Source organism: Campylobacter sp. BCW_4338, from assembly GCF_001763255.1.
GTDB classification, from domain to species: Bacteria; Campylobacterota; Campylobacteria; order Campylobacterales; family Campylobacteraceae; genus Campylobacter_D; species Campylobacter_D jejuni.
Window position 1 is genome coordinate 17,894 of record NZ_MJYJ01000024.1, and the last position, 18,398, is coordinate 36,291.

Here is an 18,398-nt window from a genome sequence, read left to right on the forward strand (position 1 = left end):
AAAATAATGAAAAAAATATTTCTAATCTTGGCTTTATTTTTTAATGCTTTTGCCTTACAGCTAGATGAAATTTCTAGTACTATGCAAAAAAACATTGATGCAAGCTTAAAACTTTTACAAGATAGCAAAGAAGACAAAAAACAAGCTGCTGATGGAATTTTTAAACTTTTTGATAGCATAATAGATTATAAACTCATGGCAAAACTCAGTCTTTCGAAAAATTATTCTAAATTAACCCCAAAAGAACAAGAAAAATTTACCACAGCCTTTGAAACAAGTCTTAAAAAAAGTTTTACCGATAAACTCAGTCTTTATAAAGATCAGGTTTTAAAGGTCAAAAATGGTGAGTTAAAAAATGAAAAACGCTATTTTTTAACTACTTCTATGGTAGTAGATGGGGAAGAAAAAAATATCATTTTTAAATTTTACAATGATAATAATAACTGGCTTATTTATGATGTAGATGTTTTAGGTGTGAGTATAGTACAAACTTATAGATCACAATTTGGAGATATTTTAGCCAACCAAGGCTTTGATGCCCTGCTTCAAAAACTTGAAAGTATTGTCATAGAATAATGTTTGCAAAGCTTTTAAAGTTTTTTATTTCTCGTCCAAAAAGTACTTTTTTTGGAACCTTGTTTATATGCCTGTTTTTAAGCTTTTTTGCTTTTAAGCTTAGTGTAGATGCAAGTGCTGAAAGTTTACTTTTAGAAGATGATGCAGATTTAAAAACTTTTAGAGAAATTTCAAAACATTATAAAAGTGATAATTTTTTACTTTTAGCCTTCAAACCCTATGATGAAAAACCTTTTTCAAATGAAAATTTAGCCAAATTAAAAAAACTTCATGAAGAATTAGAAAAAGCCCCTTTAGTAGAACGCGTTTTTAGTATCATCAATGCCCCTTTGCTTCAAAGTTCGCAAAATACGGATTTAAAAGAACTTTTAAAAAATATCCCAAATATAGAAAGCCTAGACATAAACCGCACAAAAGCTCAAAATGAAATTTTAAATAGTCCCTTTTACAAAAATAATATCATCTCAAAAGATGGAAAAGTAACAGGGCTTATTATTTACTTAAAGCCTGATACAGTTTATAATAACCTTATAGAAAAACGCGATCTTGCTACCGATGAAAAAGAAAAAGATCAAATTCGTCTTGCCATAAAAGAACATCAAAACAAGCAAAAAGTTATCACGAAACAAAGTCTAGATACTATTAAAAGCATAGTTCGAAATTATGAAAAAAACAAAGATACGCTCTACCTTGGTGGCGTAAGCATGATCGCTGATGATATGATAGCTTATATAAAATCTGATCTTGTGCTTTATGGTGTTTCTCTTGTATTTTTACTGGGATTTGCACTTTATTATTTTTTCCGTTCATGGCGTTTTGTTTTTTTACCTCTTTTTATTTGTTTTATAAGCTTAAGTGCGGCTAGTGGAGTTTTTGCACTTTTAAATTTTCAAATCACAGTTATTTCATCAAATTACGTTGCTTTAGTTTTAATTATCACCTTAAGTGTAGTTGTTCATTTGATCACGCATTTTATCGAAAGTACCCAAAATCATCCCAAAGCTAAAGTTGAGCGCATAGTGCTTGAAACCTTACTAGCCAAAGCAAATCCTAGCCTTTATGCCATTGTTACAACGATGATAGGATTTTTTTCTTTAATCCTATCAAATATCGAACCTATCATAAAACTTGGTATTATGATGAGTATAGGTATAGGTTTAGCTCTTATCTTTAGTTATTTATTTTTAGCAAGTATCTTGGTTCTTTTAAAACCAAAAAATTATCATAAAAAAGAGTTTAAATTTAATCTTTTAGCCTTTTGTGCTAAAACCGCTCTTGATCCTAAAAAGCGTCGCATGATTTATGGAATTTCAGTTCTTGCTATAATCTTAGCTTTAATAGGCATTTCAAAACTCAGAGTTGAAAATTCTTTTGTAAATTATTTCAAAGATGGTAGCGAAATCAAAAAAGGACTTTTGGTTATTGATAAAAATCTAGGTGGAACCTTGCCTTTAGAAGTGATTATTCGTTTTCCAAATAATAAAAACGATCAAAATATAAGCGATGCACTTGATAGTTTTGAAAGTGAATTTGAAAATTTGGCCACACAAGAAACTTATTGGTTTGACTCTAAAAAAACACGTATTGCAAAAAAAGTTCATGAATTTTTAGAAAACAAAGAATTTGTAGGCTCGGTTTTAAGTCTTAATAGTCTTTTAACTCTAGGGAAAAATATCAATGATGGAAAAGATTTAGATGATTTTGCTCTTGCGTTTTTAAATGAGAATTTACCTGCTAAATTTAAACAAGACTTACTCTCACCTTTTGTAAGCATAGAAAATAACGAATTAAGATTTAGTATGCGTATTGTTGACTCTGATCCGAATTTAAGACGTAATGAGTTTTTAATAGATCTTAAAAAACAGCTCAACGAGCTTGTAAAAAACGATGGAGTAGAAGTACAAATCACAGGTATAATGGTGCTTTATAATAATATGCTTCAAAGTCTTTTTTCATCGCAATTTGATACTCTTATATTTGTAATTTTAACTATTTTTATACTTTTTATCATTGTTTTTAGAGATTTAAAATTTTCAGTTGCGGCTATATTAGTAAATGTTATTCCTTTAAGCGTGGTTTTTGCTCTTATGGGACTTTTAGGTATTCCTTTGGATATGATGAGTATTACTATAGCTGCTATTGCTATAGGCATAGGCGTTGATGATGCCCTGCACTATATTTATCGTTTTAGGGAAGAAATTAAAAACAAAAGCCTAGAAGAAGCCATTATGATTTCTCACCTTAGTATAGGTTCGGCACTTTATTATACCACAATTAGCATAGTTTTAGGTTTTAGCGTGATGATGAGTAGCAATTTCATTCCAACAATTTATTTTGGAATTTTAACCGTTTTTGTAATGATTTTGCTTTTAAGTGGAAGTTTGTTCTTGTTACCAAGCTTTTTAATTACTATTTATTCTAAGAAAACCAAGTTTCCAAACCAACATAAAGAGCATATATTAAAACAATAATAGCTATATATTTTAAAAAATTTTTCATTTTTATCCTTTATTTAAAATCTTTAAAATGATTTTTGCAAGCTCTAAGGCTTTAAAACGATGAGAGATATTATTCTTCTCATCCACGCTAAGTTGGGCTAAGGTTTTATCAAAACCCTTTGGAATAAAAAGACTATCATAACCAAAACCATTTTCACCTTTTTCTGTATCTATTACTTTTCCATGCATGCTTCCATGCGTGCTAAACTCCCCCATCAAACCCACCATAGCAATAGCAGCAACATAATGCGCCTTACTTTGTTTAAAACCTTTTTTTATCATTTCATTGACAAGTTTATCACGGTTACTTTTATCATCGCCCTTACCGCTAAATCGAGCAGAATAAATTCCTGGATTTCCTTCTAAAACATCTACACAAATGCCACTATCATCACTTAAAGCGATAAAATCTTTTTTTTGTTTTTCATCTAAAGCATTAAAAACCGCTCTTGCTTTAATCAAGGCGTTTTCTTTAAAAGTTTTTCCATTTTCTTCAATCTCAAAAGGCATTAAAACTTCATCAAAAGCATAAATTTCAAAATCTTTTAAAATTTCTTTAAGTTCTAAAACTTTATGCTTATTGCTCGTAGCTAGGATAATCTTCATAACAAAAGCTCCAAAATAATATCAAAAACAAAAATATGATTTTATAAAATTTATCCTTGTGCGTAGCTTTTAAATATCAAATGATAAAACGATGTTAATCAACGCTTAATCCATTTCATAGTAAAATTATCCTAATTTAAATTTCAAATTTAATAGGAAATTGATAATGCTAAATAATGTCTTACCCTTATCTTTCATAGTTGGAACAAGATTTTTTGGGCTGTTTATAGTTTTGCCAGTTCTAAGTCTTTATGCTTTAAAACTTGAAGGTGCTAATGAATTTTTAGTGGGACTTTTAGTTGGTGTTTACGCCTTAACCCAAATGATTTTACAAATGCCTTTTGGAATTTTAAGTGATAAAATTGGTCGTAAAAAAACCATGTTCATTGGACTGATTATTTTTATAATAGGCTCTTTAATCTGCTCTTTTGCGGAAAATATCTACATCATGCTTTTAGGGAGAATGCTCCAAGGTGCAGGAGCTATTGGAGCAGTAGCTACGGCAATGATAAGTGATTTTATCACAGAAGAAAATCGTGGTAAAGCCATGGCGGTAATGGGTTCTTTTATAGGACTTAGTTTTGCAGCTTCTATGGTGATCTCTCCTTTAATGAGTGCAAAATGGGGTTTATCTAGCCTTTTTGATCTTAGTGCAGCTTTGTCTCTTTTATGTATAATTTTACTTTATACCGTTGTACCTAAAGAAAATAAAATCACTCATGAAAATGAAAAAACTCCTTTTTTCCATCTTATTAAACAAAAAAATTTAGCCCTTATGAATCTTACTAATTTCATGCAAAAAATGCTTATGAGTATAGCATTTTTAAGTATTCCTATTATTCTAGTAAAACATTTAGGCTTTGCTTCTGATAAACTTTGGATTGTTTATAGCGCTTCTATGGTAGCAGGTTTTATCGCTATGGGCTTTGCTGGAAGTTTAGGTGAAAAAAGAGGTTTAGCTAAACAAATTTTACTCTTAGGAATTGTTTTTTTCATACTTTCTTATCTTTTTTTTGCTTTTAGTAATTCTATGGATTTTTTTATCATAGCAGTTGTGATTTTTTTTATAGGTTTTAATTTACACGAACCTATTATGCAAAGTTGTGCATCAAAATTTTGTAAAGTTCATGAAAAAGGTGCGGCATTAGGGTTGTTTAATGCTTTTGGATATGGTGGAAGTTTTATAGGTGGTATTATCGGAGGGATATTTTTACATCTAGATGCCTTAAATCTTTTGGCTATTATTTTAGTAATTTTAGCCCTAATTTGGCTTGTGGCATTATTTTTCTTAAAAAATCCAGCTGATTTTAAAAACCTTTATCTACCTTTAGACACACCTTTAAATTTTAGTAGTTTTAGTGAAAATTTAGGGGTTGTAGATATTTATAAAAACTCTAAAAATCTTGTTGTTAAATTTGATAGCAAACTTACAAATAAAAAAGAATTAGAAGAAAAATTATGAAAAAAATATTATTTTTATTCTGTTCTTTTTTCTAGCTTTTGCAAAACCAAGTCTAGAGATACCCAAGCTCTCGAAACAAGCAAAACAAAACTTTATTTTAGAAAATGTCAAATTTAATTATAATGACACAATATATAAAATTTTTATAGCTAAAAACAAGAATGAAAACTCAAATTATAAATATAAAATCATTTATTTACTCGATGGAAATGCTTTTTTTCCTCTTTTTTTAAATCTTTTCAACACTCCTGTCAAAGAAAATCTTTTAATTATTGGAATAGGTTATGATAATAATTTAGCTTTTGACACACAAAAACGCACTAAAGATTATACGCCTACAACAAATTTAAATAAACAAGGTGGAGATAGTAAAGAATTTAGAAATTTTTTAATAACCCAACTCATCCCTTATATCAACAAAATGTATCCTATTGATTTTAGCCATCGAATTCTCTTTGGACATTCTTTTGGAGGACTTTTTGCCATTGATACACTTCTTTATGATAGTAAGATTTTTAGTCATTATTTTATTATTTCTCCTTCTTTATGGTGGGATAATAGTGAGTTTTTACCTAACATCATAAAATTACAAACTTGCCCTAAAATTTACATCGGATTAGGTTCATTGGAAACAAATTCAAGTATTATCAAAGGTGTAGCTAAGCTCAATGCTCAAAAACTTAGCGAAAAAATATCCAAAGAAACTAATTGTAAAACTCATTTTAAACTTTTTAAAAATGAAACTCATGGAAGTGTCATATCTAAAGCTATGCTGTGGATGAAAAAGCTTCTTGATCTTAATTAATCATTGCTTTTATCATCACTTTTGCCTTGCAATCTGCACAACAATAAAGTGTTTTGATTTTATTCTCATCATTACCAAATTTAGGTTTCATTAAATTGGCTATTTTTTCTACAGCTTTTTTGGTGGCAAATTCTTTACCACATTCTATACAGGCAAAAAGCTCATCTTTTGCCATGGTTTGATATTCAAAATAAGAAGCTCTAAACTCCATTCCACTACGAACTAATTTTAAAGTATCTTTTTCAGCACAACTTAACTCACAATACCCACAAGTCGTGCAAAGAGAAGCATTAAATTTCAAAGCATTTTCTTGTTTGTCAGCGATTAAAGCTCCTACATTACAGGCACCCACGCAAGAAAGACAAAGCGTACAGGTGTTAGGATTAATTTCTATCTTACCATAACGCAACCATTCGCCACTTTCTATACCACCAAAATCTTCATTTTTTATCATTTCTTGCATTCTTTTGGCAAAATTTTCTCTTGTAGTTAAGGTGTTGTTATGAAAATCATATTTTAAATCTTGTATGAATTCTTGCTCTTTTAAAACATTTTGCAATTCTTTTTCATCTTTAGCAACAAAAATAGCTTTTTTTTGAAATTTTCTCTCAAAAAAAGTATTTAAAAGTACAATAGCCTCGTTGCTACCACGAGATACAAAATCCGTATAAAAAACCAAATTTGCTCCACTATTTTGCAAAAGCGTTAAAAAATGCATAGAAGAAAGCCATTTTTCACCCTCTATCATAAAGGGTAAAACATCTTTTGGTAAAGCAAGATTCAAATTTTCTAAAGACATTTTTTTAGGAATGATTAAAATTTTTTTATCTTTATAAAACTCACAAAGGGTAAAAAAACTTTCTCTTGGCATAGGAGCATAATCAAGCGATCCGCTAGGACACACACTAATACATCCTCCACAACCCAAACAATCCACTTGAGAAAATTCCAAATGTTTGTTTTCATCATCTTTCAAAATCGCCACAGTAGGACAAATTTCAGCACATTTTGCACAATGCTCACTGCGTCTTTCGTGGTATTGGCACACGCTAGCATTATAGCTAATATAAGTTTTATAATGATATTTTGGACTTTTGCTTTGCAAAAACTCCAACAATACTTCAAGATTTTCAAAATTTAAAAGATTATAACATCCACTTTGTCTTGTAAAATCTTTACGCACAACGCTTAAATCCTCAGCTTTAAAAAGTAAAAAATCAAAATCTATTTCCACTTCTTCGCCTTGATTTTTAACCACAGCACAAAGTTCCCCTACACTTCCAAAAACAGCTAAAATTTCTGCACTGCTTAAAGCAATAACCTTAAATCCATGTTCTTTTAAAAACTCTACGGTTTGAGTATCGCTATCTACTAAAATCAAACGATTTTTCACTTCTTTGCTTTGCTCTAAATCAAGCCCTAAATCATAAACGCTAGCTCTTGCTTCATAAAGCGTTAAGACATTTTTACTTTGCTCTAAAATTTCATCTTGAGAATTTTTAAGATAAAAATTAATCTCAGGGGCATAAATTTGTGCTTTTTGATTTTTATCATTACAAATTAACGCTTCTTTATCATTTACCTGATCTAAAATTTCAATAGCATCAGGCAAAGGGATTAAAACATCATTTTTTATATAAACAAAATCTTGCATTGTCTTCCTTAATCTCTTTAAAACATCATTTTATAAATTCTATGTTAAAATAACCAAATATTTTCTTAAGGCTTAAGATGAACAAATTTAGAACTTTTCCGCAGATTAACACTCTTATTGAAGATGAGAGTTTAAAATCCTATCCTTTTTATATCAAAGCATTTTTTTGTAAAAAAGTTGTCGCAAAACTAAAAGAAAATTTTTCCCAAGATGAAATTTCTAAAGATAAACTACTTTTAGAAATCAAAAAAGAAATCAAAACTTTTTACCGCAAAGACTTACAAAGTGTGATTAATGCAAGCGGAGTCGTTATACACACAAACCTTGGCAGAAGTGTAATCCATGAAGAATTTTATGAAGCGTGTAAAGATATCATTTGTAATTATTCTAATGTAGAGTTTGATTTAGAAAATGGAAAAAGAGGCTCTCGCTATGCTTTGGTGCTAGAAAAACTTAAAATGCTTTTTGAATGCGAAGATGCTTTAGTAGTCAATAACAACGCTGCGGCAGTTTTTTTAGTACTTAATTCTCTTTGTTATGATAAAGAAGTCATAAGCTCAAGAGGAGAACTTGTAGAAATTGGTGGCAGTTTTCGCGTGCCTGAAGTAATAAAAGCTGCAGGTGTAAAGCTTTGCGAAGTTGGAACTAGCAACAAAACACACTTAAAAGACTATGAACAAGCTATCAGTGAAAATACCGCTCTAATTTTAAAAACCCACAAGTCTAATTTCTCTCTTATGGGTTTTCACAGTGAAGTAAATATAAAAGATCTACATGAACTAGCAAAAGAAAAAGGGCTTTTGAGTTATTATGATCTAGGTTCTGGCTGGTGTGAAAATTTAAACGAAAAACTGATTAAAAATGAACCTAAAATCAAAAAACTCGTGCAAGAATGTGATATTTTAAGTTTTAGCGGAGATAAACTTTTTGGTAGTGTGCAAGCGGGCATTATACTTGGAAAAAAAGAACTCATAGAAAAGCTTAAACAAAATCAACTTTTAAGAATGCTAAGAGTGGATAAATTAACTCTATCTTTTTTAAACGAAAGCTTAAAAGCTTATTTGCAAAAAGATTATGAAAAAATTATTACCTTAAAACTTTTAAATGATGACTTATCCTTTATAGAAAAAAAAGCTTTAAGAGTGCAAAAAGAATTAAATTTTCAAACCCAGCTTAAAAAAAGCAAAAGTTTAGTAGGTGGAGGTTCTATGCCTGATAAAAGTTTAGATACTTATATACTAACTTTTCAAGGAGATGCTTTAAAACTACAAACTCGATTTAGAAAAGAAAATATCATAGGACGCATTGAAAATGATGAATTTGTTCTTGATTTTAGAACTATACAAGAAAGTGAACTTCAAAAACTTATTCTTACAATCAATCAAATGGAAAACTTATGAAATCTGTTATTATTGGAACTGCAGGACATATTGATCATGGAAAAACTTCACTCATTAAAGCTTTAAATGGTTTTGAAGGCGACAGTTTAAAAGAAGAACAAGAAAGACAAATCACCATTAATTTAAGTTTTTCAAATCTTAAATTAAAAGATAAAAACATTTCTTTTATCGATGTTCCAGGACATAAAGATTTGGTTAAAACTATGGTAAGTGGAGCTTTTGGCTTTAGTGTTTGTTTGTTTGTTGTAGATATTAACGAGGGTTTAAAAGAACAAAGTTTAGAACATTTAGAAATTTTAAAAATTCTTGATATTAAAAATATTATTTTAGTACTTAGCAAATGCGATCTTTGTGAAAATATAGAGCAAAAAAGTGTAGAAATTTTAGAAGAGTTAAAAAATTTAGATTATCCCATTTTAAAAGCATTTCACACCAGTATAAAAAATAATCAAGGTATAGAAGAATTAAAAAATTATCTTTATACCATAGAAAACAAAGAAAACGATGAAGAACTGATTTTTCATTATTATATCGATAGAGTTTTTTCTCTAAAAGGCATAGGAACTGTCGTTACAGGCAGTCTTAATGAAGGAAGCATCACTTTAAATGAAAAAATCATCTGTTTAGACACTCAAAAAGAACTCATTGTTAAAAATATACAAAACCACGATACTAATTTAGAGCAAATCAAAGCTTGTAACCGTGTGGCTTTAAGTTTAAATTGTGATTATAAAGAGTTAAAAAAAGGTTATTTACTAAGTAAAAAAGGTTATTTTAAAGCCTTTAAAGAATGCGATACTTTAGTTAAAGCAAAAAATTTACAAAATAGCAAAATGATTTTTTGCGTGGGTTCAAGACAAATAGAATGCAAAATAAATATATTAAAAAAACTAGAAAATGATGAATTTTTTGTGCATTTTAGTTTTGATAAAAATGTATTTTTAAGTTTTGATGAGGCTTTTATTTTATTACAAAACAATCGTGTTATAGGCGGTGGTAGGGTTTTAAATCCTTTAAGCGAACCTTTAAAAAAAGAACAAAAAAATAAATTTTTAATGTTTTTGAAAAATAAAGATTTTAAAGCGGCTTTTTCCTTCTTAAAAGACGCACACAAATATGGCTTTGGCTTGCTTTCAAGTTATCAAAGATTTAAACTCTCTCATCAAAAAGCATTGAAATTAGCAAAAGAATTAAATCAAGTATTTGTCGATGAAAAAAATCTTAATGTATATCATTTACAAAGTCTAGAAGAAATTAAAAATTTCATCAAATTCATACTTGAAAAAAATCCTTATGCCATGCTTTCAGCACATTCTTTAGCCTTAAGGATTACTTGGGCAAGTGAAAATTTTTGCGAACTTGGGCTTAAAGAAATGTCAAATTTATTGGATTTTCAAAATGGAATTTATTTTAAAAAAGGTATAGATTTTGAAAAACTTCAAGAAAAAAACAATAACCAAATGTATGAAATTTTAAAAAAACAAGGTATTAAACCCGAAGCTCCTTATAATCTTTATGATTTTTTAGAACTTGATAGAAAAAGCGGAGATAATATACTCAAAAAACTTACCCAAAAAGGCTTGGTTGTAAGACTTTCACACAATCTTTTTATAGAAAAACAAGCTCTTGAAAAACTTATGCAAGAATGTTTAAATTTATTAAAAAATCAAAGTCTTGATGTGCAAAGTATGAAAGAATATTTTAATCTTTCAAGAAAATATGCTATTGCTTATTTAGAATACTTAGACAAATTTCCTCAAGTAAGTAAAGAAGCTGAAAAAAGATTTTTAACAAACATTTAGAAAATCATTATAGAATTAAACATAATTTATTTAAAGGATTTATAAACTATGAAAAAATTAAGTTTAATTCTTGCCTGTTCAGCATCTTTGTTTGCTGCAAGTAATTCAGAAATTAGTGATTTTTATTCAAAAAGCATTAAAGCACAATTTCCAAATGCTACCGTTAGTGTATCAAATCGTCAAAAGGTTGGTAATACGGGTTTTGAAAGTGTTATTGTAAGCGTTGAATTAAATGGACAAAAACAAGAAAACATTCTTTTTACAAAAGATAGTCTTATTACCCCTGATCTTATCGACTTGAAAACGGGAATTTCTTATGCTCAAGAATATGAAATGAAAAAATTTCAAGAAGCAAGAGAAAATTTTACAAAAAATGCTAAAGCTGTAGCACAAAAAGAAACCATGGTAATAGCTTTGGGAGATAAAAATAAACCTGCAATTTATGTTTTTTCGGATCCTGAATGCCCTTATTGTAGAGAACATTTAGCTCAAATTGATGATGAACTTAAAAACTATCAAGTTAATTATATTTTAACTCCAGTACATGGAAAATCTGCTTTTGAAAAATCCGCTCTAATCTACAAAGAAGCAAAAAAAGCAAAAAATGATAAAGAAAAAATCGCAATTTTAAACAAATACTATGATGCAAATATCAAAAATTATCCAAAAGTAAGTGATGCAGAATTAAAAGAAGTTTTTTCCTTATATGAAAAATATCGCTCATTAGGTCTTAGCGCTACTCCAACTATTATTAAATAAACCTAATGTCTAAATTTGCTTTAATTTTAAGCTTTTTTATAGCACTCTTTATGAGTGCTTGCACCAATGCAACTTTCATACAAAGCTTTATTCAAACAAGCAATGAAGGCATTTTTATCAGATCACAAAAACAACAAAGTTTTAAAATTTCCTTTCAAAATCCTAGCCAACTTCAAACTACTTTGGATAGAGATTTGGCTTTAAAACTTAAAAATTTAGGCTTAAAAGAAGTAAAAGAGAATGCAGATTATGAAATTTTAATCAATCTTGTAGATATGAAAAAGCATTCTTATGCTCAAAAAATCACAACTTCAGCAAGATTTTTTTATGATTTTGATCCTTTGGAAAGCGATGGAGAATGGATGGTGGAAAACTACTATACTATGCAGGTTAATTTACAAATCAACTCTAAAAATCACAATTCTCAAAAAACAAGTCTTCTTGCAAGAACGGCTTATCTTGGAAATAAAGAACGCTGTCAATTATCTTTAGAAAATAAAATTATAAATCAAATAGTGAGTTTTTTTTATTTTTAAGAAAAGACAATCAAGAGTATAAAGACTCTTGATTTTAAGAATTATTAAGCAAAATAAGGTTTAATTTGTTCTACCCAAGCATCAATTCTTGATTCAGTTTGATCTTCTTGATTATCATTGTCAAGAGCAAGTCCAACAAATTTACCATCTACAACCGCATCGCTTGCTTCAAATGTATAACCATCAGTTGAAACTTCTCCCACCAAATTTGCACCTGCATCTTTTAAATTTTGAGCTAATTTACCCATGCCGCCACAAAAAGTGTCAGAATAACTTTCACTATCACCCATACCAAATACAGCTACAGTTTTTCCACCAAGACTAAGCCCTGAAAAATCAAAACCATCCCAATCATCTTGCAAATCACCACTTCCCCAAGTTGAAGTTCCACAAATTAATTTATCGTAAGAATTTATTTTAGATGCATCAATATCTGAGATATTAAAAACATCGCTAATTCCAAGTTTTGAAGCAATTGTATTAGCCGCTCCTTCTGTATTCCCCATAGCACTACCATAGATTACTGCTACTGACATTATTTTCTCCTTATAATTTGATTTGATATTTTATACGGAACTAATTTTAACATAGTTTTGTTTAAATCACACAAAAAATGTTTTATTTCAATAAAATGTGTGAAATTTTTGTTACGCGGACAAACAATATAAAATTTTTCAAAATTATTTTCTTTTATTAAATCCAATAATCCATGAATTTCATTTTCAATTTTTAAATTATGTATATTAATCTCTTTGCAAAGTGGTAAAATTGCAAATTTCTTATCTATTATAATAAGATCACCATCTTGATCTATATTTTTTCCATTATTTTGAAAAGAAACCTTATCATAAACATAAGAGCTAAATAAAATTTGCGCATCAAAACAAATGCCATAAAGATAAATTCTTAAAAGTCTTAAAAGATCGATATTCTTAGATATTTTAGTATTAAAAATTAAGCTTTTTCTTTTTTGAAAGTAGAAAGCGTATGTATTAAGCTTGATATTTATATTTTGAATCTTACCAAATGAAACATGCATTATATCATGTAAAAAATTTCCAAATATCATTTTTAAACTCTTGGTATTTTTTGCATATAAAAGAGGAATTTTTAGAGCGCTATCAACGCTCGCATTATATTGAGTTAAAAAAGTCAACATAAGCTCTTGATTGTTTAAATAGCGATAAATTTGCGGTATAAATTCTCGCTTATCATCAAATCCAAATAACATCTTTAACCTTTATAGCAAGAAAATTCTTTATTAAGATTAAAAATTTTACAATATTCACAATACACACAACTTACACTTCTTTTTGCACAAACTAATGGAATTTTACGCTTTTTAGCTTCACTTTTGATTTTTTTCATAGTATTATGATTTAAAAAGCTTGTTAACATTACTATACATTCTGTATCACAAGGAATCGGCTTGCGATTAACTCTATTTTCATTACGCGCATCCCAGTGTTCTATTTTTTTAGCACCTAAATCATGTAAAACAGCTCTAATAGGAGTGATTTCATCTGCACCAATAACCAAAACTGACATAAATTCTCCTTTGTGATTTTTAAAATATATTTTGATAATTATTATTATAATATAAAAAAACTAAATTTATTTTGAAATTTATTATCAATAAAATGCAATTATTCAGTTAATTTTAATTTTTAATAGATATAATTTACTAATTAATAAACTTTATTATTTAGGAGAAAACAATGAAAAAATTGACTAACGATTTTGGAAACATTATAGCCGATAACCAAAATTCATTAAGCGCAGGCGCAAAAGGACCTTTACTTATGCAAGATTATCTTTTACTTGAAAAACTTGCTCATCAAAATAGAGAAAGAATTCCAGAAAGAACCGTTCATGCTAAGGGAAGTGGAGCTTATGGCGAAATAAAAATTACAGCAGACTTAAGTGCTTATACCAAAGCTAAAATTTTTCAAAAAGGCGAAGTTACTCCATTATTTTTACGCTTTTCAACAGTAGCAGGTGAAGCAGGTGCAGCAGATGCTGAACGCGATGTGAGAGGTTTTGCTATTAAATTTTACACCAAAGAAGGAAACTGGGACTTGGTAGGAAATAACACTCCGACATTCTTCATCCGTGATGCTTATAAATTCCCTGATTTTATCCATACTCAAAAAAGAGATCCAAGAACACATTTAAGAAGCAATAATGCTGCTTGGGATTTTTGGAGTTTATGTCCTGAAAGCTTACATCAAGTAACCATTCTTATGAGTGATAGAGGAATTCCTGCAAGTTATCGTCATATGCATGGATTTGGAAGCCATACTTATAGTTTTATTAATGATAAAAATGAAAGATTTTGGGTGAAATTCCATTTTAAAACCCAACAAGGGATTAAAAATCTTACCAACCAAGAAGCTGCTGAGCTTATAGCAAAAGACAGAGAAAGCCATCAAAGAGATCTCTATAATGCTATAGAAAATAAAGATTTTCCAAAATGGAAAGTTCAAGTTCAAATTCTTGCTGAAAAAGATATAGAAAAACTTGGATTTAATCCTTTTGATTTAACAAAAATTTGGCCTCATAGTCTTGTACCTTTGATGAATATAGGCGAAATGATTCTAAACAAAAATCCTCAAAATTATTTCAATGAAGTTGAACAAGCTGCCTTTAGTCCAAGCAATATCGTTCCTGGAATTGGCTTTAGCCCTGATAAAATGTTGCAAGCTAGAATTTTTTCATATCCTGATGCACAAAGATATAGAATAGGAACTAATTATCATCTTTTACCAGTAAATCGTGCAAAAAGCGAAGTGAATACTTACAATGTCGCTGGTGCTATGAATTTTGATAATTATAAAAATGATGCAGCTTATTATGAACCAAACAGCTATGATAACAGCCCAAAAGAAGATAAAAGCTATCTTGAACCTGATTTAGTCTTAGAAGGCGTGGCACAAAGATATGCTCCACTAGATAATGACTTTTATACTCAACCAAGAGCTTTATTTAATCTTATGAATGATGATCAAAAAACTCAACTTTTTCATAATATCGCTGCTTCTATGGAAGGAGTTGATGAAAAAATTATCACTAGAGCTTTAGAACATTTTGAAAAAATTTCACCTGATTATGCAAAAGGAATTAAGAAAGCTTTAGAAAAATAATTTTTACTTGCCACTTTTGGTGGCAAACTAAAGATTATAATAATTAAGGAAAAACAATGACAACTCTTAGTTTAGAAGAAGAAAAAAGATTTGAAGAGCTTTGCAAAATGGCTTTTAATTTTGCAAGAAATAATGAATGTGAAAATCTTAAAATCATGATAGAAGCGGGTTTAAATGTAAATTTAAAAACTCATAAAGGCGATAGCTTACTTATGCTTGCAGCTTATAATAATTCTTATGAAAGCGCTAAAATGCTTTTAGAAAAAGGTGCAAAAGTAGATGAAAAAAACGATCGTGGACAAACCCCATTAGCAGGAGTTTGTTTTAAAGGATACTTACCTATGTGTGAACTTTTAGTTAAGTATGGAGCAAATATTGATGAAAACAATGGTTTAGGAATGACACCTTATACTTTTGCTATTATGTTTGGACGCAAAGATGTGGCAGAATTTTTACTCAAAAAATCTAAAAATAATTTTTTAAAGAAAATGAGCCTAAAAATACTAAAATTTATCAAAAAATTTTAGTATTTTTTAAATTTCTTCAGATACCTATAAACACTAGGTTCTGAAATTTTTAAAAATTTTGCTACGATAGGAACCGCTCCTTTTATATTAAAAATACCTTTTTCATATAGCTTTTCAGCAATTTCTTCTTTTTGAGTAATACTTAATTGATAATCAGAATTTAAATAACTAGAATCTACACTTTGAACTAAAATATCCTCTATCGAGTGACTTAATGTTTCTATGTTTGAATCATTTTGAGAAAAACTAATATTTCCTAAAATATCACCCATATCTCCAATTTTTTCTAAATCAATCATCTTGCATATTAAATCTCTCATAATGCTAGTATCATGATTGATACACAAAATACCTACTAATTTATCATGATTTTTAATAAAAAAAGTAGATCCTCTAATTAATTTTGATTTTCCAACAAGAGCCTTATAATCACATAAAAAATCTTTTTCTAAATATTTTTTATTTTGCATAAGCTCACTTGCAAAAGCAGTCAAGGGAGAATCTAAACTTCTCCCACTAATGTGATTATTAGCAATTGCCGCAATATAAGCTCCATCTTCAGTAATTACATGAAACACTATCTCATATTGCTCACCTAGGACTTCTCCTAAAAAATATGTCAACTTTATAAATTGTTGTTTTTGTCCCTCATCCATAAAACCGCCTTCAATAAAAATTAATATAATATTAAATTCTACTCTTTATACTTTAAAACATTTCTTAAAAATAAAATTTTATTATTATAATAATAAACTATTGACAAGTTATTATTGTAGTGATAAAATTCACTCTGCTTAATCTATATTCAACAAAGGAGAATTCATGTCAAACTATCCAAAAGCTATTGGTCCATACTCAGCTTACAGAGAAGCAAATGGACTTTTATTTATATCAGGACAACTTCCTATCAACCCTGATTCAGGCGAAATAGAAAGCCATGATATCAAAGAACAAACCAAACAATCTTTGAAAAATATCGGTGCTATTTTAGAAGAAAATGGTATCAGTTATGATAAAGTGATTAAAACCACTTGCTTTTTAGCTGATATTAATGATTTTATAGCATTTAATGAAATTTATGCTGAATTTTTTAAAGATCCTTATCCAGCAAGAAGTGCTTTTGCGGTAAAAGATCTGCCAAAAAAAGCTAAAGTAGAGATAGAGATTATCGCTCAAAAAGGCTAAAATATGCTAGGTATTGTTTTATCTCTATTTAGCATTTTTTTACTTGTTTTTATGCTTTATAAAAAAATCAATGCTCACATGGCATTGCTTTTAAGTGGCTTGCTTTTACTTTCCTTAGCTGCTATTTTTGGACTTTCTCCACACATTGTTACCAAAGATTCTTTAAATTTAGGTTTTTTTGATATTTTTCAAGTTTTTAATCAAACCATGTCAAGTACATTAGCAGGGCTTGGACTTACACTTATGACTATAGCAGGTTTTTCTGCTTATATGGATCATGTAGGGGCTTCTTATGCACTTTTTAAAGTTTTTGAAAAACCTTTAAAAGCCGTAAAATCTCCTTATGTTTTACTCATAGTTGCTTATTTTATCGTGCAATTTTTAGTTCTTTTCATCCCTTCTCACGCAGGCTTGGCACTTTTACTTATGGTTACTATGTATCCTATACTTGTACGCTCTGGTGTTTCAAAACTTTCTGCCTTAAGTGTGATTGCTATTTGTCAATATATCGATCATGGACCTGGAAGTGGAAATGTGATCATGGCCTCAGAAAAAGCTGAAGTTGATCCTGCAATTTATTTTGTTCATTATCAACTCCCTACAACCTTGCCTATCATTATAGCTGTAGGTATTGCAATATATCTTTGCAATAAATTTTTTGACAAAAAAGATAATTTTGTCTTCAATGCACAAGAAATTGAAAAAGAACTAAATGAAAATGAAGGCAAAGAAAAAGAACTTAAAAAGCCTCCTAGAATTTATGCGATTTTACCTATAATTCCTTTGGTTTTAATCCTAGGATTTAGCTCCGTGCTTGATAGCATCTTGGTTTTAATGGGAATAAGTAGCGCTGAAGAAGTTAAAGCAGCTGCTAGTACCGCAATTAAAATGAATGTTCCAGTAGCAATGGTGATTTCAACTTTTGTGGCTATTATTTTTGAAATGATACGCTATAAAAGTATAGTAGAAACTCTTAATTCTATTATGATTTTCTTTAAAGGAATGGGACATTTATTTGTTATCACAGTTTCACTCATCGTTTGTGGTCAAGTATTTGCAAGTGGTCTTTTATCTGTAGGTTTTGTAGATACTTTAATAGAATTTTGCAAAAATGCAGGATTTGGAGTTTTGGCTATTATTATCGTCGTTTCAATCTTGCTTGCAGTTTGTGCTTTCTTAATGGGTTCAGGAAATGCAGCATTTTTTAGTTTTGCTCCACTTATCCCAAATATAGCAAAACACTTTGGAGTTGAAACTATCACCATGATAGCACCAATTCAAATCATGACGGGCTTTGGAAGATGTGTTAGTCCTATTGCACCAGCGATCTTAGCTATCTCAGCTATTGCAAGAGTAAGTCCTTTTGCCGTGGTTAAAAGAACAGCTATTCCTATGCTTGTAGCAGCTATTGTAAATGTTATTATGACTTATATCTATCTTTAAAA

At 29.2% G+C, this 18,398-nt stretch carries 17 protein-coding genes and 1 pseudogene; 12 read left to right on the forward strand and 6 right to left on the reverse strand.

Annotation, left to right across the window (positions count from 1 at the left end; genetic code table 11):
* The first annotated feature begins 6 nt into the window (after window positions 1–6).
* Both AJN69_RS02140 and AJN69_RS02145 read left to right on the forward strand, forming a co-directional pair.
* Entirely contained in the window at window positions 7–576 is a 570-nt protein-coding gene (locus AJN69_RS02140; RefSeq protein ID WP_002893960.1) for an ABC transporter substrate-binding protein, read from the forward strand.
* Window positions 576–3,047, forward strand: coding sequence for an RND family transporter (locus AJN69_RS02145; protein WP_070287672.1), 2,472 nt, complete (start codon window positions 576–578; stop codon window positions 3,045–3,047). Before AJN69_RS02140 ends, AJN69_RS02145 begins: the two co-directional genes overlap by 1 nt.
* Window positions 3,048–3,077: 30 nt before the next feature.
* On the opposite strand, the gene rdgB is transcribed toward AJN69_RS02145, so the two are convergent.
* Window positions 3,078–3,680, reverse strand: a complete 603-nt coding sequence (gene rdgB, locus AJN69_RS02150) for an RdgB/HAM1 family non-canonical purine NTP pyrophosphatase (RefSeq protein WP_070287673.1) — start codon at window positions 3,678–3,680, stop codon at window positions 3,078–3,080.
* Window positions 3,681–3,846: 166 nt separating this feature from the next.
* On the opposite strand from rdgB, the gene AJN69_RS02155 reads away from it, so the two are divergent.
* Both AJN69_RS02155 and AJN69_RS02160 read left to right on the forward strand, forming a co-directional pair.
* On the forward strand, window positions 3,847–5,142 hold the full coding sequence (locus tag AJN69_RS02155) for an MFS transporter (protein WP_070287674.1): 1,296 nt from the start codon (window positions 3,847–3,849) through the stop codon (window positions 5,140–5,142).
* A pseudogene (locus AJN69_RS02160) lies at window positions 5,139–5,947 on the forward strand (alpha/beta hydrolase). Before AJN69_RS02155 ends, AJN69_RS02160 begins: the two are co-directional and overlap by 4 nt.
* On the opposite strand, the gene AJN69_RS02165 reads toward AJN69_RS02160, so the two are convergent.
* Window positions 5,940–7,601 (reverse strand): 4Fe-4S dicluster domain-containing protein, encoded by a 1,662-nt coding sequence (locus AJN69_RS02165; RefSeq protein ID WP_070287676.1) that lies wholly within the window; start codon window positions 7,599–7,601, stop codon window positions 5,940–5,942. The pseudogene AJN69_RS02160 and the gene AJN69_RS02165 sit on opposite strands and share 8 nt — an antisense overlap.
* A 77-nt stretch (window positions 7,602–7,678) precedes the next feature.
* Between AJN69_RS02165 and selA the strand changes: the two genes are divergently transcribed.
* The 4 genes from selA to AJN69_RS02185 are packed head-to-tail and all read left to right on the forward strand — an operon-like array spanning window position 7,679 to window position 12,098.
* Window positions 7,679–9,001: an L-seryl-tRNA(Sec) selenium transferase gene (selA, locus tag AJN69_RS02170; protein WP_070287677.1), complete on the forward strand. Its 1,323-nt coding sequence runs from the start codon at window positions 7,679–7,681 to the stop codon at window positions 8,999–9,001.
* A complete protein-coding gene (selB, locus tag AJN69_RS02175; protein WP_070287678.1) occupies window positions 8,998–10,803 on the forward strand; it encodes a selenocysteine-specific translation elongation factor in 1,806 nt (601 codons plus the stop codon). Before selA ends, selB begins: the two co-directional genes overlap by 4 nt.
* A gap of 48 nt (window positions 10,804–10,851) precedes the next feature.
* On the forward strand, window positions 10,852–11,562 hold the full coding sequence (locus AJN69_RS02180) for a thioredoxin fold domain-containing protein (RefSeq protein WP_002855861.1): 711 nt from the start codon (window positions 10,852–10,854) through the stop codon (window positions 11,560–11,562).
* 5 nt (window positions 11,563–11,567) lie between these two features.
* Complete coding sequence (locus AJN69_RS02185; RefSeq protein WP_002930951.1) at window positions 11,568–12,098, forward strand: hypothetical protein; 531 nt, start codon at window positions 11,568–11,570, stop codon at window positions 12,096–12,098.
* Window positions 12,099–12,142: 44 nt separating this feature from the next.
* On the opposite strand, the gene fldA is transcribed toward AJN69_RS02185, so the two are convergent.
* Genes fldA through AJN69_RS02200 form a run of 3 tightly spaced genes read right to left on the reverse strand, consistent with a single transcriptional unit; the run spans window position 12,143 to window position 13,646 of the window.
* A complete protein-coding gene (fldA, locus tag AJN69_RS02190; protein ID WP_002871975.1) occupies window positions 12,143–12,634 on the reverse strand; it encodes a flavodoxin FldA in 492 nt (163 codons plus the stop codon).
* Window positions 12,634–13,329, reverse strand: coding sequence for a hypothetical protein (locus AJN69_RS02195; protein WP_070286550.1), 696 nt, complete (start codon window positions 13,327–13,329; stop codon window positions 12,634–12,636). The genes fldA and AJN69_RS02195 overlap by 1 nt, the downstream gene beginning before the upstream one ends.
* A gap of 2 nt (window positions 13,330–13,331) precedes the next feature.
* Window positions 13,332–13,646 carry a DUF2325 domain-containing protein gene (locus tag AJN69_RS02200; RefSeq protein WP_002870622.1) on the reverse strand — a complete coding sequence of 105 codons (315 nt, stop codon included), beginning with the start codon at window positions 13,644–13,646 and terminating at the stop codon, window positions 13,332–13,334.
* A 170-nt stretch (window positions 13,647–13,816) separates the two neighbouring features.
* Between AJN69_RS02200 and AJN69_RS02205 the strand changes: the two genes are divergently transcribed.
* Together AJN69_RS02205 and AJN69_RS02210 are read left to right on the forward strand one after the other, a co-directional pair.
* Entirely contained in the window at window positions 13,817–15,241 is a 1,425-nt protein-coding gene (locus AJN69_RS02205) for a catalase (protein WP_070287679.1), read from the forward strand.
* A 56-nt stretch (window positions 15,242–15,297) separates the two neighbouring features.
* The gene (locus AJN69_RS02210) at window positions 15,298–15,768 is read left to right on the forward strand and encodes a Cj1386 family hemin-binding protein (RefSeq protein ID WP_002862058.1); all 471 of its coding nucleotides are present in this window, start codon (window positions 15,298–15,300) and stop codon (window positions 15,766–15,768) included.
* Here AJN69_RS02210 and AJN69_RS02215 read toward each other — a convergent pair.
* On the reverse strand, window positions 15,765–16,424 hold the full coding sequence (locus tag AJN69_RS02215; protein ID WP_002862059.1) for a transcriptional regulator: 660 nt from the start codon (window positions 16,422–16,424) through the stop codon (window positions 15,765–15,767). The two genes, AJN69_RS02210 and AJN69_RS02215, sit on opposite strands and share 4 nt — an antisense overlap.
* Before the next feature lie 166 nt (window positions 16,425–16,590).
* Here AJN69_RS02215 and AJN69_RS02220 point away from each other — a divergent pair, with 166 nt between their 5' ends.
* Together AJN69_RS02220 and dcuC are read left to right on the forward strand one after the other, a co-directional pair.
* Window positions 16,591–16,953 carry a RidA family protein gene (locus AJN69_RS02220; protein WP_002862060.1) on the forward strand — a complete coding sequence of 121 codons (363 nt, stop codon included), beginning with the start codon at window positions 16,591–16,593 and terminating at the stop codon, window positions 16,951–16,953.
* 3 nt (window positions 16,954–16,956) lie between these two features.
* A complete protein-coding gene (gene dcuC / locus AJN69_RS02225) occupies window positions 16,957–18,396 on the forward strand; it encodes a C4-dicarboxylate transporter DcuC (RefSeq protein WP_053872847.1) in 1,440 nt (479 codons plus the stop codon).
* The last annotated feature ends 2 nt before the right edge of the window (window positions 18,397–18,398 follow it).

Excerpts from the sequence above, each read along its gene's own strand:
- AJN69_RS02205 (WP_070287679.1), top strand. The coding sequence starts at position 13,817 with ATGAAAAAATTGACTAACGATTTTGGAAACATTATAGCCGATAACCAA.
- AJN69_RS02210 (WP_002862058.1), top strand. The coding sequence starts at position 15,298 with ATGACAACTCTTAGTTTAGAAGAAGAAAAAAGATTTGAAGAGCTTTGC.
- AJN69_RS02200 (WP_002870622.1), bottom strand. The coding sequence starts at position 13,646 with ATGTCAGTTTTGGTTATTGGTGCAGATGAAATCACTCCTATTAGAGCT.
- AJN69_RS02185 (WP_002930951.1), top strand. The coding sequence starts at position 11,568 with ATGTCTAAATTTGCTTTAATTTTAAGCTTTTTTATAGCACTCTTTATG.
- AJN69_RS02140 (WP_002893960.1), top strand. The coding sequence starts at position 7 with ATGAAAAAAATATTTCTAATCTTGGCTTTATTTTTTAATGCTTTTGCC.
- AJN69_RS02165 (WP_070287676.1), bottom strand. The coding sequence starts at position 7,601 with ATGCAAGATTTTGTTTATATAAAAAATGATGTTTTAATCCCTTTGCCT.
- selB (WP_070287678.1), top strand. The coding sequence starts at position 8,998 with ATGAAATCTGTTATTATTGGAACTGCAGGACATATTGATCATGGAAAA.
- AJN69_RS02155 (WP_070287674.1), top strand. The coding sequence starts at position 3,847 with ATGCTAAATAATGTCTTACCCTTATCTTTCATAGTTGGAACAAGATTT.
- AJN69_RS02220 (WP_002862060.1), top strand. The coding sequence starts at position 16,591 with ATGTCAAACTATCCAAAAGCTATTGGTCCATACTCAGCTTACAGAGAA.
- AJN69_RS02145 (WP_070287672.1), top strand. The coding sequence starts at position 576 with ATGTTTGCAAAGCTTTTAAAGTTTTTTATTTCTCGTCCAAAAAGTACT.
- AJN69_RS02215 (WP_002862059.1), bottom strand. The coding sequence starts at position 16,424 with ATGGATGAGGGACAAAAACAACAATTTATAAAGTTGACATATTTTTTA.
- rdgB (WP_070287673.1), bottom strand. The coding sequence starts at position 3,680 with ATGAAGATTATCCTAGCTACGAGCAATAAGCATAAAGTTTTAGAACTT.
- dcuC (WP_053872847.1), top strand. The coding sequence starts at position 16,957 with ATGCTAGGTATTGTTTTATCTCTATTTAGCATTTTTTTACTTGTTTTT.
- AJN69_RS02195 (WP_070286550.1), bottom strand. The coding sequence starts at position 13,329 with ATGTTATTTGGATTTGATGATAAGCGAGAATTTATACCGCAAATTTAT.
- selA (WP_070287677.1), top strand. The coding sequence starts at position 7,679 with ATGAACAAATTTAGAACTTTTCCGCAGATTAACACTCTTATTGAAGAT.
- AJN69_RS02180 (WP_002855861.1), top strand. The coding sequence starts at position 10,852 with ATGAAAAAATTAAGTTTAATTCTTGCCTGTTCAGCATCTTTGTTTGCT.
- fldA (WP_002871975.1), bottom strand. The coding sequence starts at position 12,634 with ATGTCAGTAGCAGTAATCTATGGTAGTGCTATGGGGAATACAGAAGGA.